General features: G+C 39.5%; 16 protein-coding genes and 1 tRNA gene. 13 read left to right on the plus strand and 4 right to left on the minus strand.

What is annotated here, in order from left to right; genetic code table 11:
- Nucleotides 1–43: 43 nt before the first annotated feature.
- From G631_RS0111035 to G631_RS0111080, 8 genes are all read left to right on the plus strand, one after another.
- Nucleotides 44–1,240 (plus strand): FprA family A-type flavoprotein, encoded by a 1,197-nt coding sequence (locus G631_RS0111035; RefSeq protein ID WP_026489500.1) that lies wholly within the window; start codon nucleotides 44–46, stop codon nucleotides 1,238–1,240.
- A gap of 27 nt (nucleotides 1,241–1,267) precedes the next feature.
- Nucleotides 1,268–2,923 carry a DUF5722 domain-containing protein gene (locus G631_RS0111040; protein WP_026489501.1) on the plus strand — a complete coding sequence of 552 codons (1,656 nt, stop codon included), beginning with the start codon at nucleotides 1,268–1,270 and terminating at the stop codon, nucleotides 2,921–2,923.
- Complete coding sequence (locus G631_RS18920; RefSeq protein ID WP_081671327.1) at nucleotides 2,916–4,190, plus strand: AAA family ATPase; 1,275 nt, start codon at nucleotides 2,916–2,918, stop codon at nucleotides 4,188–4,190. Before G631_RS0111040 ends, G631_RS18920 begins: the two co-directional genes overlap by 8 nt.
- 148 nt (nucleotides 4,191–4,338) lie before the next feature.
- A tRNA-Pro gene (locus G631_RS0111050) sits at nucleotides 4,339–4,412 on the plus strand.
- Between the two features lie 7 nt (nucleotides 4,413–4,419).
- Nucleotides 4,420–5,022 (plus strand): ATP-binding protein, encoded by a 603-nt coding sequence (locus G631_RS0111055; RefSeq protein WP_026489502.1) that lies wholly within the window; start codon nucleotides 4,420–4,422, stop codon nucleotides 5,020–5,022.
- Between the two features lie 386 nt (nucleotides 5,023–5,408).
- The gene (locus tag G631_RS0111065) at nucleotides 5,409–6,641 is read left to right on the plus strand and encodes an MFS transporter (RefSeq protein ID WP_026489503.1); all 1,233 of its coding nucleotides are present in this window, start codon (nucleotides 5,409–5,411) and stop codon (nucleotides 6,639–6,641) included.
- A gap of 125 nt (nucleotides 6,642–6,766) precedes the next feature.
- On the plus strand, nucleotides 6,767–7,210 hold the full coding sequence (locus tag G631_RS0111075; protein ID WP_022763577.1) for a GNAT family N-acetyltransferase: 444 nt from the start codon (nucleotides 6,767–6,769) through the stop codon (nucleotides 7,208–7,210).
- 283 nt (nucleotides 7,211–7,493) lie between these two features.
- Nucleotides 7,494–7,973, plus strand: a complete 480-nt coding sequence (locus tag G631_RS0111080) for a GNAT family N-acetyltransferase (protein ID WP_026489504.1) — start codon at nucleotides 7,494–7,496, stop codon at nucleotides 7,971–7,973.
- A 255-nt stretch (nucleotides 7,974–8,228) separates the two neighbouring features.
- Here G631_RS0111080 and G631_RS0111085 read toward each other — a convergent pair whose 3' ends face one another.
- From G631_RS0111085 to G631_RS21150, 4 genes are all read right to left on the minus strand, one after another.
- Nucleotides 8,229–8,663, minus strand: a complete 435-nt coding sequence (locus G631_RS0111085) for a hypothetical protein (protein ID WP_026489505.1) — start codon at nucleotides 8,661–8,663, stop codon at nucleotides 8,229–8,231.
- A 337-nt stretch (nucleotides 8,664–9,000) separates the two neighbouring features.
- A complete protein-coding gene (locus G631_RS0111090; protein ID WP_026489506.1) occupies nucleotides 9,001–9,414 on the minus strand; it encodes a DUF6608 family protein in 414 nt (137 codons plus the stop codon).
- Nucleotides 9,401–9,865, minus strand: a complete 465-nt coding sequence (locus G631_RS0111095; protein ID WP_026489507.1) for a LytTR family DNA-binding domain-containing protein — start codon at nucleotides 9,863–9,865, stop codon at nucleotides 9,401–9,403. The genes G631_RS0111090 and G631_RS0111095 overlap by 14 nt, the downstream gene beginning before the upstream one ends.
- 9 nt (nucleotides 9,866–9,874) lie before the next feature.
- Nucleotides 9,875–10,588 (minus strand): hypothetical protein, encoded by a 714-nt coding sequence (locus G631_RS21150; protein ID WP_196803856.1) that lies wholly within the window; start codon nucleotides 10,586–10,588, stop codon nucleotides 9,875–9,877.
- Between the two features lie 270 nt (nucleotides 10,589–10,858).
- Here G631_RS21150 and G631_RS0111105 point away from each other — a divergent pair, with 270 nt between their 5' ends.
- From G631_RS0111105 to G631_RS0111125, 5 genes are all read left to right on the plus strand, one after another.
- Nucleotides 10,859–12,154, plus strand: coding sequence for an erythromycin esterase family protein (locus G631_RS0111105; protein ID WP_026489509.1), 1,296 nt, complete (start codon nucleotides 10,859–10,861; stop codon nucleotides 12,152–12,154).
- 108 nt (nucleotides 12,155–12,262) lie between these two features.
- On the plus strand, nucleotides 12,263–12,940 hold the full coding sequence (locus G631_RS0111110; RefSeq protein ID WP_026489510.1) for a response regulator transcription factor: 678 nt from the start codon (nucleotides 12,263–12,265) through the stop codon (nucleotides 12,938–12,940).
- The gene (locus G631_RS18925; RefSeq protein WP_242829097.1) at nucleotides 12,927–13,838 is read left to right on the plus strand and encodes a sensor histidine kinase; all 912 of its coding nucleotides are present in this window, start codon (nucleotides 12,927–12,929) and stop codon (nucleotides 13,836–13,838) included. Before G631_RS0111110 ends, G631_RS18925 begins: the two co-directional genes overlap by 14 nt.
- 198 nt (nucleotides 13,839–14,036) lie before the next feature.
- The gene (locus tag G631_RS0111120) at nucleotides 14,037–14,807 is read left to right on the plus strand and encodes an ABC transporter ATP-binding protein (RefSeq protein ID WP_026489511.1); all 771 of its coding nucleotides are present in this window, start codon (nucleotides 14,037–14,039) and stop codon (nucleotides 14,805–14,807) included.
- Nucleotides 14,797–16,809: an ABC transporter permease gene (locus G631_RS0111125; RefSeq protein WP_026489512.1), complete on the plus strand. Its 2,013-nt coding sequence runs from the start codon at nucleotides 14,797–14,799 to the stop codon at nucleotides 16,807–16,809. The genes G631_RS0111120 and G631_RS0111125 overlap by 11 nt, the downstream gene beginning before the upstream one ends.
- Nucleotide 16,810: the final 1 nt, after the last annotated feature.

Below are 16,810 nucleotides of genomic sequence, written 5' to 3' on the forward strand. Positions count from 1 at the left end.
AATATTGATAATGTTGAAAAAATAAATTGGCGGAGGTGGAATTGTGAAGGGCGTAAAAAAGATTACGGACGGAATATTCTGGATTGGTGGAAGCGACAAGAGACTTGAGCGCTTTGAAAATATTTTTCCTATACCAGAGGGAGTATCATACAACAGCTATTTTATTGATGATGAAAAGACAGCTGTTTTTGACACTGCAGATATTACAGTGTCAGATCAGTATCTTGAAAATTTAAAGGACAGTCTTGATGGAAGAAAGCTGGACTATCTGGTGGTTCTTCATATGGAACCTGATCACTGCTCACTTATAAGCCTTGTGGCAGGTCTTTTCCCAGAGGTAACAATCGTTGGTAATGCCAAGACATTTACCTTTATGGAGCAGTTCTTCCCTGAATCAGCTTCTTATAACAAACTAGAAGTAAAAGAGGGAGATACGCTTTCTACTGGTAAACATACCTTCCAGTTTGTAAACGCACCTATGGTGCATTGGCCAGAGGTTATGTTTGCTTATGATACAGCTAGCAAGGCTCTTCTAAGCGCCGATGCTTTTGGAACCTTTGGCGCACTTGATGGCGGAATCTTTAGCGATGAGTATGATTTTGAAAAAGATTTTCTGGATTCAGCAAGAAGATATTATGCAAATATTGTTGGAAAATATGGTATGCAGGTTCAGGCTGTGCTAAAGAAGGCAGCAGGGCTTGATATTCAGATGATCCTGCCTCTTCACGGACCTGTATGGAGAAAGGATATTGCCTGGTTTATCGATAAGTACCAGAAGTGGAGCACCTACGAGCCAGAGACTGACGATATTGCAGTTATATACGGAAGTTTATATGGACACACTGCAAGTGCTGCACAGGCCCTTGCTTCATGCATCAGGGAAAAGACAAATGCTGATATTAAGGTATTTGATGTTTCAGGAACAGATGTATCATACCTTATTGGCGAAGTATGGCGCTGCAAAAAGCTTGTACTGATGTGCCCTACTTATAACAACGGAATTTATCCACCAATGGAGAGCTTTTTATCAGATATGAATGCTCTTGGAGTGCAGAACAGAGTATTTGCACTGGCTCAGAACGGCACATGGGCTCCGGTTACAGTTAAACTCATGACTGAGAAGATTTCTACACTTAAAAACGTGACAATTGTAGATGAGAGTCTTACAATAAAAAGTGCACTTCATAAAAATGATCAGGAGAGCCTTGAACACTTTGCAGATGCAATCATCGGGGCTTGATAACAAATTTATTTTTGGAGGTAGAGTGTGAAAAAGAGTATAAGTATGTTTAAGAAGGTAGTCGCTGTAGTCACTATGGCGGCAGCGATTGCTTGCGGCATAAAGGGAGCTCATGTCGTTTCCGGCGGCGCAGGACTTGTTTCAGAGGCAGCAGGAAGACCTGTTAGCATCACATCCTGCGTGATCCAGGGCGGAAATGTTGTGGTTAACGTATCCTGTTCAAACGTTCCTGCTTCAGATGATGGCAAATTCTATTTGTATTCAGATGAAGTGTATCAGGATGGAACTGTTGGCAAAATCGTGGCTTCTGCAGACAGGGGGAATAATGCCACTTTTTCTTTTCCTCTTGGATATAATTCAGGGGAGTCAAATCTGTCTAAAAAGTTCCTGGTTGCTGTAAAGAGCGGCGGATCAATGATCCAGGTAAGTGATGAACACTACATCACAAACCCTGAGGGAAACGCCTACAAGACAGTTGCCAGAAATGATCATGGCATCAAGGGTATTCTTCCAAACGATGCAAACGCAGCAACATTCAAGGATCTTGGTATTGCGCAGATGGTTTACAACCTCTACATGGGGGATATTGTCTGCCAGGCAACAGATCCAGGAGCAATCTTGTTTAATTACAATGGTGTTGACTATTATTTCAGCAGTGCAGGACTTGCTCAGTATGATGCATTTGTAGGCTTCTGCCGTAGCAACAATTTCCAGCTTACACTTACAATCTTAAATAATAAGACGGCAGCAGGTGCAGACCTTATACATCCTCTTTCAAGGGATTCACATGTATGCCCAGGCTATGCGATGAACACCAAGGAAGATGGCGGAACTCAGCATCTTAAGGCAATTGCAGCTTTTTTGGCTAACAGATATTCAGGTGGTGCTTATGGTACAGTAGATAACTGGGTTATTGGTAATGAGGTTAATGCCAGAACAGAGTGGTACTACATGAACTCAACAAATCTTGAGCTCAATGTCAGCGAGTATGTTAAGGCATTTAGGATTTTCTACAACGAGATCAAGGCAGTTAATGCTAATGCCAGAATATACAACTCAATTGATCAGGAATGGCAGAGAAAATCAAATCCGGGATGTTCACTTTCCAAGGACTTCCTTGATAGATTCAACTACTATATGGTAAGAGAAGGAAATATCGACTGGTCAGTTTCTATTCATCCATACAATGCACCTTTGTTTGACCCATATGCTTGGAAGCAGCAGGCTCAGTACGTTAGCAATAATGTATCAAGTAAGTACATCACAATGGAGAACATTTATGTATTTACTGACTACATAAGCCAGCCAGCGTTCTTAAATCCTGCAGGACAGGTCCGCAACGTTGCTCTTACAGAGATTGGCTATACTTCTGAATTTGGTGAGGACGCTCAGGCCGCTTCTATCGTATATGCATATACAATGGCTGCCAATAATCCTTATATCAAGAGCTTTATCCTCTTTAGGGAAACTGATAATGCTCACGAAATGGAGAGCCATATTGCACAGGGGCTTAAAAACCTTGACGGAACGCCCAAGATGGCTTATAACTACTACAAGGCTATGGGAACTGCACAGCAGGAGACTTACAAGGCTCAGGCTTCAGCTATAATCGGGGCTGACGTTAATTCAATGGTTGCAAATAGAACGTTCCTTACCAGAAACGGCTGGTTTTTAAATGACTAACAAAGATTTAGATAAAGAATTAGAGACACTTAATAAGATTACTAACATGCAGAAAAACCTTCTTGGCAGCGTTTACGATGATTTTTTCAAAGCAGCATCAGAAGTTAATGCTGACAGCATTGATGGATCTGTATTTGACAAGGAATTCGAGCTGAATGCTCCAGAGAAAGAGAAAGAAAAGACACCTGAGAAGATCGAACAGGAGAAAGCAATAGGAGATGCGGCTGATTCCCTTGGAGATGCAATTAAGAACGCTAACAGCGCTCTTGATGAAGCCAAGAATCTTCTTAAGTCTGATCCGGAGATTGCCGGCATAAAGCCCAGGCAGGAAGAAGAGCCCAAGGAGCAGGAGCCAGAGGAAGACCCAATGGAAACTCTGGATAAGCTCATAGGACTTGACAAGATCAAGGATGATGTAAAAGAACTAACGGCATTCGTTAAGGTCCAGAAGGCTAGACAGGACCAGGGCCTTAAGTCAGTTCCAGTATCATTACACCTTGTGTTTACTGGTAATCCTGGTACAGGTAAGACCACAGTTGCTAGAATTATAGCCAAGATTTACAAGCAGATCGGAGTTCTTTCAAAGGGTCAGCTTGTAGAGGTAGACAGATCAGGACTTGTAGCTGGTTACGTAGGACAGACAGCAATCAAGACTCAGGAGCAGATTAAAAAGGCAAAGGGTGGAGTTCTTTTTATTGATGAGGCATATGCTCTTTCACAGAAGGACGACGCTTTCGGCCAGGAAGCAATTGATACTATCCTAAAGGCTATGGAAGACAACAGAGATGACTTTGTTGTGATCGTTGCGGGATACACAGAACCTATGAAGAAGTTCATAGAGTCTAACCCAGGATTAAAGTCCAGATTCAACAAATATATAGACTTCTCAGACTATAGCATCGATGAGCTTGAACAGATATTCTACATGAACTGCGACAAGTATGATTACAAGGTCGATGAGGATGTTAAGCATCAGATCAGAGCTCTTATTTCAGCCAAGAAGATGGAGAACATCGAGAACTTCGCCAATGCCAGAGAAATTCGTAATCTCTTTGAAGAGATCATTACTAATCAGGCCCGCAGGATTTCTGGAATGGAGAACCCTACTGGAGATGATATGATGACAATTCTGAGGGAAGATCTGGAGGATTTGTCTGTAATATCTAAGGACAAGGGTGAGCAGACAGGTGAAGCTGTACAGGATAAGATGGAGGCAGATGCTGAGATTGAGGCTGAGGAAACTACTGATTCCTCCGATAGTATTTGACAATCCTGCGATAAAATAATACAATTTTCAGTGCTGATGCATGTTCAAATGCATCAGCATCTTTATCGAGGCGTGGCTCAGTTTGGTAGAGCGCGGCGTTCGGGACGTTGCGCGATTTTCATCTTTTTCAACTGAATAGTTTTTTCATCGGGGTGTGGCTCAGCTTGGTGGAGCGCGGCGTTCGGGACGCCGAGGTCGCAGGTTCGAATCCTGTCACTCCGATTTTTTTATGCCCAATTCTACTTTTTTTCTACCCATTTGCTTTTATTCTGAAGTTTATCCCCAAAAACATGGAAAATGCAGAAATCAGGCAATCGTCGATATTTTCCAATACATGCATATAGTTGAAGCATGGGGAACCGGTACTCCAAGAGTTATCACATCATGCAAGCAGTATGGCCTGCAAGAGCCCGTTTTTGAAGAATTCGGTGATGGAATAAAGGCTACTGTTTATAGATTGCAAGCGAACAGTCGAACAAGCGAACAGTCGAACAAGCTAGAACGAAGATTTGACAAGATTGTTCCAGTGAGGACGCAGCAAACTTTGATCCTTGTTGGATACTCCCGCGAACTGGGAATAACAGGTAAGTATGCGGAAGCAATTGAATATGCACAGCAAGGAGTTGACATCTGTCTGAAGTATGGCGTTTACCAAAATCTTCCAGCATTACTCATGATTTTGGCTGAATGCTTTTATCAAGTTGGTTATACAGAGAAAAGTAAAGAACTGTTTACAGAATCATTTTACCTTTGCAAAGTCGTCAGGGATGAAGTCAATAAAAATATAGCGGCAGATAGCTTAAAAGAATATTTCCAAATACAGATAAATTAAAGGATATGGAAATATCGTATTGTGAAAAACTTTCATGATACGATATTTTTTTATAAGAACATTTTCTCTATACTTAAGTAGTGCGTAATGTGAATAGAGCAGACTAAATGATTTTTGGGAAGTTCTTCTATGGTAAAAATACAGAAAATGATATCCGAAGCGTGGGCATTGTTTGATGATGAAAAATATGAAGATGCGCGGAAGTTGAGGAAATAATGAAATGATGATTGGATGAGGCGACACAGAATCTGCCATCAAGTACTATAAGAAAAAGAAACAGCTCCTTAAGACCGAATGGGGTGTAAAATATGGCAGAGAACTTGATGAAATCGATAAGACCATCGAGGAACTTAGCAAATAACATACATAAGGAACATTAACTAGCAATGAAGTATTTAAAGCAATACAAGAATTTAAGCAAAGAAATCTACGTCCTATTTTTTGGACGCATAGTAACAAGCATGGGTTCTCTTATCTGGCCCATAATGACACTGATTCTCAAGAATAAGCTTGGTTACAGTGCTACAACCATTGCAACTATAGATATGGTACTGGCTATATTCCAATTCCCAATTGTAATACTGGGTGGAAAGCTTGCCGACAGTGTTAGTAGAAAAAAGATTATAGTTTGTTGTGATATGGTAACTGTAATCTGCTATTTTATCAGCGGTTTGATTCCTCTATCCTTTGTCAGTGTCGCTCTTTTCTATATTGCAGGTCTTTTTGCAGCGGTAGAAGGACCATCTTATGATGCGCTTATCGCTGACCTTAGTGATTCTGACAACAGAGAGCAGGCATATAGTCTTCAGTACCTTGGCATGAATCTGGGACTTGTGCTTGCACCTACGCTTGGCGGGTTATTATTTGAACATTATTTATGGCTTGCCTTTTTGATAACCTCAGTAGCGACATTTTCTTCAACACTTTTAATAATTCTTTTTATCAAGAAGCTAAGTGTGGAAAAGAAAAATGTCAGCGAATATGAGGAAAAACGCGAAGGAGCAAAGCTATTGGAAATCCTGAAGGAGCGTAAAATACTGCTTTTGTACATTGCTGCCTCGGGATTCTGCAATCTGGTTTACTCGCAGTTCAATTATCTTTTGCCGCTTCACATGGAGCACCTTTATGATGCTAAAGGCGCAACGATATTTGGACTACTAACCAGTACAAATGCGATAGTGGTTGTAATTGGAACTCCGCTTATAACAACGCTTCTTGCAAATATTATTGATGTCAGGAAATTCCTGATTGGCGAAGCCTTGATCGTAATTGGTCTTGTCAGCTTTAATTTTTTTGGCAGATGGATTCCTGTTTATTTCGTGCTGATGACAGTGTTTACGATAGGAGAAATCTTCTGTACTATAGCCAGCTCACCTTACATGACAAGGCGTGTGCCTTCAACACATTGGGGAAGGGTAAACTCAACAATCAATATCTTTTGTATGGCCATAACGTCTCTTGGAAATATCCTGATAGGAAAATTGTTTGATACATATGGCTTTAGTAGCGCATGGCTTTTTGTTGCTGTAGTTGGTAGCATGGCGATTATGCTGATTTTACTACTAAATGTGTTTGATCGTGCAAGTTTCCCGCTTTTGTATAAGAAGGCAGACGAATAACGAGGACGGAGGCGTATAAAGATAGTTATTGTGGCATCAAAAGGAAAAGAGGCGTTTTACGAGAAGCTTGGCTTCAAGGCCCGCCCAAATGACAATGATGGCCCAGGAATGGATATGTGGAGAGAATGACAGAGCGAATCATTGATGAAGAATTAAAACTGATTCCATATTACAGGAATGACGAGGCTTCACTTCCTTGGTATCAGGATTTGGATGTATGTAAGCAGGTAGATAACAGAGATGAACCATATGATTTAGATCTTTTACATGCTATGTATGATTATCTAAGCTCTCATGGGGATTGCTACTACATAGAATATAAGGGAACATTGGTAGGGGATGTTTCGTTAAGAGACAATGCAGAAGTCGCTATTGTAGTGTGCAAAGAATACCAGAATCAGCACATTGGAAGACGATGCGTTGAAGATATGCTTAAACTTGCTAAAGAAAAGGGTATGGATACTGTTAAGGCAAATATCTATTCCTTTAATGAGCAGAGTAGGCGAATGTTTGAGGCTGTTGGATTCAAAAAGATAGATGAAGAATGGTACGAATACCAAAGCAGATAATTGGAGTATGTTAGCAAGTATTAAATTCCAGATTATTACTAGACTTCCATGTGACTTCAATGTATTCTGAGGATAAGCTAGTGATACGGAAAATTACACTTCTATTGGAGTAACATTATATATTTTACTATATTGTGTGGGATTTTTCGCATACGGTTCTTCCCAATGCTATGCCTCTTAGGAAATGTGTAGGTGTTACCAGCAAGATGATCATGTAATCATTTATAAGGATTAACTTGAATTGATGGCTGGGTGATAGAACAAGAATCAGAGGTTAAAACGTATGGAAAAAATAGAATTAAAACCATCACAAAATAACGAACTAACGCTCCTACATAGAATGCAGGTGGAAAGTTTCATGCCTCTATATGAGAAGTATCATGATGAGGGCAATCCAGCAATAGAAACATTAGATAGAATAAAAAAGAGAGCACAGCGCCCTAACAGGAAATATTACTTTATTATCCAAGATGGTATTAAGGTTGGGGCAATAAATCTGGGACATAATGATCCGAATGAAAAGCATATTTCTTTTATCAGTCCCTTATTTATACTACCTCAGTTTCAGAATCTGGGCATTGGTTACAAAGCTATTCAGGCGGCATTTGAATTATATCCTGAAGTAAACGAATGGATACTTGAAACAATACTTCAAGAGCCACGGAACTGCCACTTATATGAAAAATGTGGATTTGAAAGATGGGGTAGTGAACAGGTTGTAAATGATAAAATGACGCTTATCACATACAGGCTTATAAAATAATGATATCACGGTGATAAAGAAGATTTGAATGCCCCTATGTCTGCTTCCAAGTATCGAAGCAATTTGATCTGGATCTTGAAAAAGCCTGGACTAATTGAGATGTCTCAACTAACCCAGGCTTTATAATATTCACATGATAATAGCATATTGGCGATTTATAAAGCAATTAAGTGTTATAAATCGCCAGATTGTATTATTGGCACAATATTTTGGCGATTTATACGACAAAAGAGGGAATATTAAGATTATTAGAATTCACGGACTGATACATGTCATGAATTTATGACGATCTAGGAACTGTTCAGCTTTACTTATCAAGGTATCTTTACCTCTTGGAAACTCTCCGGTAGAAATTACAGTAACTTCAATGCCATCATTTTCTTTTATAAACAGAGTAAGACTTTCTGAATAATCAGAACTTGTAAAGAAAAAGTCATATTTGTAAAAACTTAAGACTGCGGCATTTTCATCATTTGTGGACTCATAGAGATTTCTGTACTTTTCATCCGGATCGATGAAGTCTACAAGCCTGTCTGCATACTGAAGCACAGACATATCAGCTTCATATTCAGATTCGGTCTCACTAAAAAAGATGTTTATTCCATTTACATTTAAGTGGTTACTGATATCACTGCCGACAAGGCTACAGCTTTTATTTTTTTCTAATCTATATTTATAAACTTCGTTCATTAGAATTCTCCCCAAAATGTATTTCACATAAATGATACAGCCAGGCTGTTAGCGGGGAAATGGATATAATTGTAAAATAAGAAGTATTATTTTGTTGGAAAGGGCTATAGAGAATAATAATTCAGAGCACTTGATGATGCTGGCGTTTGGTCTTTACGTGCCTTTACGGGGCTTTATTTCTGTCTTGTACATCTAGATTATTATTTTCATCAAAAAAGATGAGTGCAATTTTGGGCAGTACATCTTTAATTTTGCTTAATAATAAACTTGCATACATAGAATAACGCCTGAGGTAATCAGATGTTTCATTACCTTAGGCGTTATAATAGTAGAGTCGCTAGTTCAGCTTCTTGAATACTTCATTTGCCTTCTTTATCTCCATAAAGAAGCTTATGTAATAAACTACAGCGCCAATAACATAGGGGATAGTTACAGAGACAAACATGTCGTGGTAAGCGGATGGGGAGTTTTCTGTAAAATGCCCCAATATCCATATGCCCAAAAAGATAAAGCCAATTAGCGCAAGGTACTGACCGATGACCACTGGGATAAAAGGAAAACGCTGCAAATAATAATGGAGCGATAAAATAAATGTCGCAAGTATAGAAATTCCAAGACATATAAAAATATTCTCTGTGTAATTTTTATCTACAAAGCCTGTAATCTTTTCAAGGATAAGTTTTCCACATACTATAAGTGTGAAGGTCACACAGACGATGGATATAAAATTATTTTTGTTAATTAGCTTCATGTTTTTTCTCCTGAATGTGCTTTAGTGCCTGGTAGAATTCTGCCCTGTAGCCTCTGTTCATAACGATGCACTCGTCGTTTTTGAGATATATAAGAGTCCTCATATTGAGGTCCCCCTGAAGGCGTTTTATCTTGTACAGATTTACTATGCAGGATTTGCTGATACGGACAAAACCTGCATCTTTATGGTCATCAATGATATTTTGAAGTGTCTCTTTTACCTCAAGACAGGTGTTACTGGTGTAGCCAAAGGTCTTGCGGTCCACAGTCTCAAAATAAAAAATGGAAGAAAGAGGAAATGTCACCCTCTTTCCATCTGATATTCCTTCTATGTATTTAAGTGCAGGCCGCAGTCTTTCAAGAACTGCGGCCGTTTCACTGTCTATCTCATCGTAATGTAATTCCAGGTAATTTTCGTCAAGATTTTCCTCTTTGATCTTAAGAAACTTCATTGTAACCTCTTATAAAATAAACATGATGCAGAGGAATAAGTAGGAAAGCTTAATGTTTCTGTTTGTAAGAAGATATGCACCACCGAATACAAAGCCACCAAATGCTGTATAAATCCCTGTCATCAGAGATCCCTTTGTGAGCCAGTGGCCAAGTCCCCATGTAAGTGCAACTACAATTCCTCCATAGGGAATCTTATCATTTTTGAACCATTTTTCAAACGCATACTGGCCAAAAACAATGATAAGAAGCACGAGGAAAACCTCGAAAAGGTAGTAAATATACTGGAATGTAAAAAGAACTATTCCCTTGCTACTAAATTCTTTAAGGACCTTGCTGCCGTCCCAGTCGATCCATGTAGATATCAGTATGAGTACTGTTCCTGTAACGAGAAGAACCCACTGCATGAGAGACATCTCTTTTGCGCCCTGTAACAGACTCTTCTGTTTAAAGTTCTTGATAAGGTCTACATCTGACTTGCGGGCACACTCTTTGACAACATACATTCCGCCAAGGCCCCATACGATGCAGGTCAGTACCCAATGTAGAATGTTCTGCCATGGTGCATAACTCTTCCAGTCACTGTATCCGTATATGTTAAATTCAATTACATAACCAAGTAAAAGTTCAAAGCCGATTACACCAAAAGTCGATAAAGAGTAGCCGAGGAAATCAAGTCCTTGGAAAAATCTGTTTCTTTTCTTTGTAAGTGTCTGTGTATTCATGGTAAAAGCTCCTTTTCAGTAGTGGGTTCGTTTGATGTATATACCTTACTAAGTTAAGAGGCGCGTTACAATATTTTGGGTGCTAAGTTGCAATCAGGAGTGTTTAAGTTGCAATCCCTTACAAAAATGTAAGGTAACTGACAGGAAATGTAAGGCAAATAAAAGGCAGGGCATTTCCTTTTTTGTTACCATTTCATTGTCGGAAAAAGATAAATCAACATAATATGTGCGGGAAAATATTCCTGATGACACGATGAAAAGGAGTATGAAATGAAAGTGTTAAAAAAGATTGGAAAAGTATTATTGATTATTGTATTAGTGATCAGCGCATTGCTGGTTGTAGGACTAAATTATAAGACAGTTCTTGCTATGCATAAGAATAAAACTGTGGTTGAAAGCGCAGTAGCTGTATCGGAAATAGACATACCTGACAGCGTGCAGATTGTAGGTCTTGGAGAGGCAACTCACGGAAGCGTGGAATTTCAGGAGTCCAAGCTTGATATTTTCAAAATGCTAGTGGAAAAAGAGGGATATAGTGCGTTCTGCCTTGAAGCAGACTTCGGAGATTGCCTTAGAGCCAATGAATTTGTTCAGGGCGGAGAAGGTGATGCCAGAGAAATTGCTAATAATTTAAGTTTTAATCTTTACCACACCCAGCAGATGGCAGATCTTCTTGATTGGATGAGAGAGTATAACGCGTCTGTTTCGGCAGATAAGAAGATCAGATTTTACGGCTTTGACATGCAGAATCCGGAAAAGAGCGTAGAGTACCTATATGACTACATGAAGAAAAACAACATTACAGTCAAAGAGACTTCAGAAATTGACTACTTTATTGATGAGAACAGAACTGAGTCTATGACTGAAGATGGTGTTAAAAAGGTTAAAGAAGAGCTTGAAGATATCAAAAAAGAGGTAATTGCTGCGGCTACAAATGATCAGGACTTAGATGTCATTTTCGCTACTAAAGCTGCCGATAATATTGCTACATGTGTTGACTATGTGTGTGCTGATAAGGCTACATTAGCAGCAAGAGATAGGGCAATGGCTGACAACGTATCATGGATTCTTGATCTTGAAAAGAAAATCGGATCAGGCAAGATCATGCTGGCAGCCCATGATGGACATATTTCCAAAAAGCCACATTTTAGTATAGCGCAGGCAGTAAATATGGGAGGCCTACTTAAAGAAAAATATGGTGATGCATACTACAGCCTTGGTACAGACTTTTTCAAAGGGAAAACAAATGCAAGAGTAGAAAGCATGATTTCTGATGAGTATAAGAGAAAGGACTTTTTCTTTACTACTGCTGATCCTATAGCTTACCAGGCCAAATACATGGAAGATAAGAGATTTTACCTGGATTTTGAGACTATCTCAAAAGAGGATAACAAGGAACTTTACGACCTGGTTCATTCTAATGTATCCATGGGAACTCTTGGAGAGGCAGTATCAGATATGTATTATCTGGTGCATTATGCTTACAGAATTGAGATGGCACCAGCTGATCTTTATGATGGAATGATCTTTTACTATAGTGTTTCTGCAACTTCACCACAGTACTAAGTGTGCAAAAAAATGGACCACAAACCCCGTCCCCTAGGACCATTATGCTCGACAACAAACTTTTTTCGAATTAGAATCGAAGGAGACTAGATGATGAAAGGCGTTTATATGAGAAAAGTATTTATTGTTGAGGATGATGAAATAATAGCAGGTCAGGTTGCCAAGCACCTTGAGACCTGGCAGATGAAGCCATTTAAGGCTCATGACTTTCAAAATATCATTGGGGAATTTGAGAAAGCGCAGCCTGATATAGTTCTTATGGATTTAAAGCTTCCTGCCTATAACGGATTTTACTGGTGCAGCGAGATCAGGAAGATATCTCAGGTTCCCATTGTGTTCCTGTCATCAGCGGATGACAATATGAATATAGTAATGGCCATGAATATGGGAGCTGATGACTTTATTGCCAAGCCCTTTGACCTGCAGGTTCTGACAGCCAAGATACAGGCGATCCTCCGCAGGAGCTATGGAGAGAGCATTGCAGTTCATGAGCTTGAGGTAAAAAATGTAAGACTAAACCTCGATGATACTTCTGCAAGCGTAGGGGACAATAGGCTTGATCTTACCAAAAATGAATACCTGATTCTTAAAACCCTGATGGAGCAGCAGGGGAAGGTTGTTTCCAGAGAAACTATTATGGAAAGGCTCTGGGGAGCGGATGAGTTTGTTGACGATAACACGCTAACTGTTAACGTTACCAGAATCCGCAAAAAGCTCGATGCAGCAGGAGCGGAGGATTTCATAGCAACCAAGAGAGGAATGGGATACATTGTTGGGGAAGAATAAATTCTGGGAAAAGAGTAAAGCACTCATAGTCACCAATGCATTACTGGCAGCGGTGCTCATAATTGCAGGCGTTTTATACAACATAGAAAGCGAATTTCTGTTTTATGAAATTAGCTTTCTTTTGCTGATTACAATTGCAGCCTCTGTAATTAGTTATAGAAAAAATAAGGAAGATATTTCTGATACTAATGAGAAAGAAACAGAGGATATAAGGGATACCAGATGGGAACAGATGCGGGAAAAAGAGGACTTTTTTGCCCTGTGGGCCCATCAGATAAAAACTCCTATCGCAGCTCTTAAACTTCTTTTTCAGGACGAAGAGCCTTCTATCGGAGATTGTAAAAGAGAGCTCTTTAAAATAGAAAACTATGTCAGCATGGCTCTTAATTATCTGCGATTTGAGGACATGTCAGGGGATATGGTCCTCGAGAAATGTCAGCTTGAGCCCCTTATCAAACAGGTGGTAAAAAAGTTTTCAACAATCTTTATTTATCAGCATCTGACAGTGGAACTTAAAGATCTTGATAAAGAGATATTAACAGACGAGAAGTGGTTTTCTTTTGTGCTGGAGCAGGTTTTGTCAAATGCGCTTAAATACACAAAGACAGGCGGAATTAAGATCTTTGCAAGAGATAATGCTGGAATCGAAATTGTAATAAGAGATACCGGTGTTGGCATTAAGAGCGAAGACCTTCCAAGAGTATTTGAAAAGGGCTATACCGGCTACAATGGCAGAATTGATAAAAAGGCCAGTGGCCTTGGACTCTACATGTGCAAGGGAGCCTGCGACAAGCTTGGCCACAAGATCCGTATTGAATCTGAGGTAGGCCGCGGAACTGACGTTATCATCACAGTTCTGCGAGAGAAGATATCTGCCAGTGATGTAAAGAGATATTGATAGAATTCGATTTTAAAAGTGCCTTAACCTTACAAAAATGTAAGTCAGCATAGAGGAAATGTAAGCCAAATAAAAGGCAATGCATTTCCTTTTTTGATAACCTTATATTGTCGAGAGACGAGATACAGGAAAAAAATGGGGAAAGAAAAATGGACCGCAAACCCCGTCCCCCAGGTCCAAAATAGTGGAGGAAAAACAATGTCAGTTTTAGAAGTAAATCATGTAAAAAAAGTATATAAAACAAGAATGGGTACAGAGTCAGTTACAGCCCTTAAAGATGTTCATTTTAGTGTTGAAAAAGGCGAGTTTGTTGCAATTATGGGAGAGTCCGGAAGCGGCAAGACAACTCTTTTAAATATCCTTGCAAGCCTTGATGTTCCAACAGCAGGTAAGGTACTGGTAAATGGAAAAGATTTCTCATCACTTAAGGACGGAGAAAGAGCTATCATGAGAAGAAACAACCTTGGATTTATTTTCCAGGATTTCAATCTTCTTGATAACTTTACTATTGAAGATAACATTAAGCTCCCACTGGTTCTTGCTGGTGAAGACTATAAGACAATGGATGCAAAAGTCGAGCCTTTGGTAAAAACACTGGGTATAGAGCAGCTTCTTCATAAGTATCCATACGAGGTTTCAGGTGGACAGAAGCAGAGAACAGCTGTAGCAAGAGCGCTTATCACAAAGCCTCAGATTCTGCTTGCAGATGAGCCTACAGGAGCACTTGATTCCAAGGCAGCAACAAATCTCATGCATCAGTTAAGAGATATCCACAAAAGCGGCCAGACAATCCTAATGGTTACCCACAGTAACGTAGCTGCAAGCTACGCTGACAGAGTTATGTTCATAAGAGATGGCGAAGTTTTCCACCAGATCTACAGAGGTCAGATGTCCAGAAGCGAGATGCTTGATAAGATCTGCGATTCAGTAACAGTTCTCATGAGGGGAGGAGAAAACGATGAACAGTAATCTCCTAGGAAGACTTGCCTTTAATGGCCTTAAGAATAACAAAAAAACAATACTGCCCTACGTTTTAGTAAGTTCAATAACGGTAATGGTTTTCCACATTTTGATGTCACTAGTTTACAGTAGATTCCTTATAAATGATGGACATCCAATGTTCTACGGAGCCGATTACATTGTACTGTTCCTGCACTTGGGAAGCATTGCAGTAGCAGTCTTCTCAGTAATATTTCTCATGTATGGCAACAGGTTTGTCCAGAAGTCCGGTAAAAAAGAAATCGGATTATATGGAGTTTTGGGCCTTAGCAAGAAAAACGTCAGCAGAGTTCTCCTGATTCAAAGCAGTGTCCAGGCCTTAGTAGCTATGGTATTTGGAATTCTTGCCAGCGTTTTTGTGAATAAACTTGTAGTTCTTTTCCTGTATAAGCTGGTTCATCAGCCTGTTGTAAAGGGAATGGAGTTTTCATTAAAGGCAACAATAATAACAGTCCTATTCTTTGGACTTATATTTATCGGCCTCTTTGTATTTAACCTTTTGGAAGTTCGCCTGGGCAATCCAATCGACCTTTTAAAGAGTGAGAATCTGGGAGAAAAAGAGCCAAAGACAAAGTGGGTTCTACTTGTGATCGGCGCAGTAACTCTTTTTGCAGGTTACTTTATAGCGGTCAATATTGAAAACACATTTTCTGCTATCAGTTCACTCTTTACAGCAATCGTTCTTGTAACTATAGGAACTTATGCGCTGTTCATCGCAGGAACTATATTTGTCCTCAAGATGCTCAAGAAGAATAAAAAATATTATTACCAGACAAAGCATTTTATCAGTCTCTCAAACCTCATTTTCAGAATGAAGCACAACGCTGCGGGACTTGCATCTATATGTATATTATCTACAGCTGTAATTCTTCTGATGGTATGCTCAAGTTCACTTGTAATGCTGGGCGAGCAGAATATCAACAGCATGTTTAGGCGAGATATCGTGACCTGGTGTAAAAATGATGGAAGTTATTCTTCCGAAAGCTTAGAAGAAACTTTAGATGAAGCTCTTTTGGCGGGGGAAGTTGATGGAACTGAGAAAATAGTCAGACTCTACCATGAAGACCTGTGCTTTACAGATGGAGAGGGCCTTACACCATTAACCAGAATGACAGCAGATTTCTCTCAGATGAGAGTCATGTATATGATCACAGCAGACCAGTACTTGGCATACACAGGGGAAAATGTAAGCCTTGGCCAGAACGAGATACTCCGCTATAGCTCAGCAGATAAGGTTAAAAAGGGAAGTATTTCAATATTTGGTAAGAACTATCAGGTAAAAGAGAAAATTGGAAACGAATGTCTTGTTGAGACCTTTGATCCATCAATGGGACTATTTTCAAAAGAGATAATCGTAGTATCTGATGAAAATGAGTTAGCCTCTCTGATAGAAGCCAGAAACACATGCCTAAATGGAGAAAAGGCCTTGCTTGAAGAATACGATGGTTGCTATCTTGGATTTAATGTTCCAAAGAATGTCGACCAGAGCAAAGTGGATATTGTCAGAAATGAATTATCCTCAAAGCTTGGAAATGCTAAGGTGGGTTATAAGGTTGAGGAACAGAAAGTATTTTACAGTATTTACGGCGGAACATTCTTTGTTGGAATTTTCCTTGCAGCTCTTTTCCTCATAGCAACTGTGATGATAATCTTCTACAAACAGATGTCAGAAGGAATAGAAGATAAAAAGAGATTCGAAATCCTCTCAAATGCAGGCTTATCCGACAAGGAAGCAAAAGGCGTCATCAGAAATCAGGTAATGATAATGTTCTTCCTGCCTGCGGTATGCGCAATTATCCACATTATTTTCGCAAGCAGGATATTAAGGCTATTCCTTGCCATGATCCTATATGTTGATACATTTACTTTCAATCTGGCAATTGCCATTGTAAGTCTCATATTCCTAGGTACTTACGCACTTGTTTATCATATAACATCAAGGCAGTACTACGAAATTGTGTACGGGAAATGAC

It is taken from the genome of Butyrivibrio sp. XBB1001, assembly GCF_000424505.1.
In the GTDB taxonomy this organism is placed as follows: domain Bacteria; phylum Bacillota; class Clostridia; order Lachnospirales; family Lachnospiraceae; genus Butyrivibrio.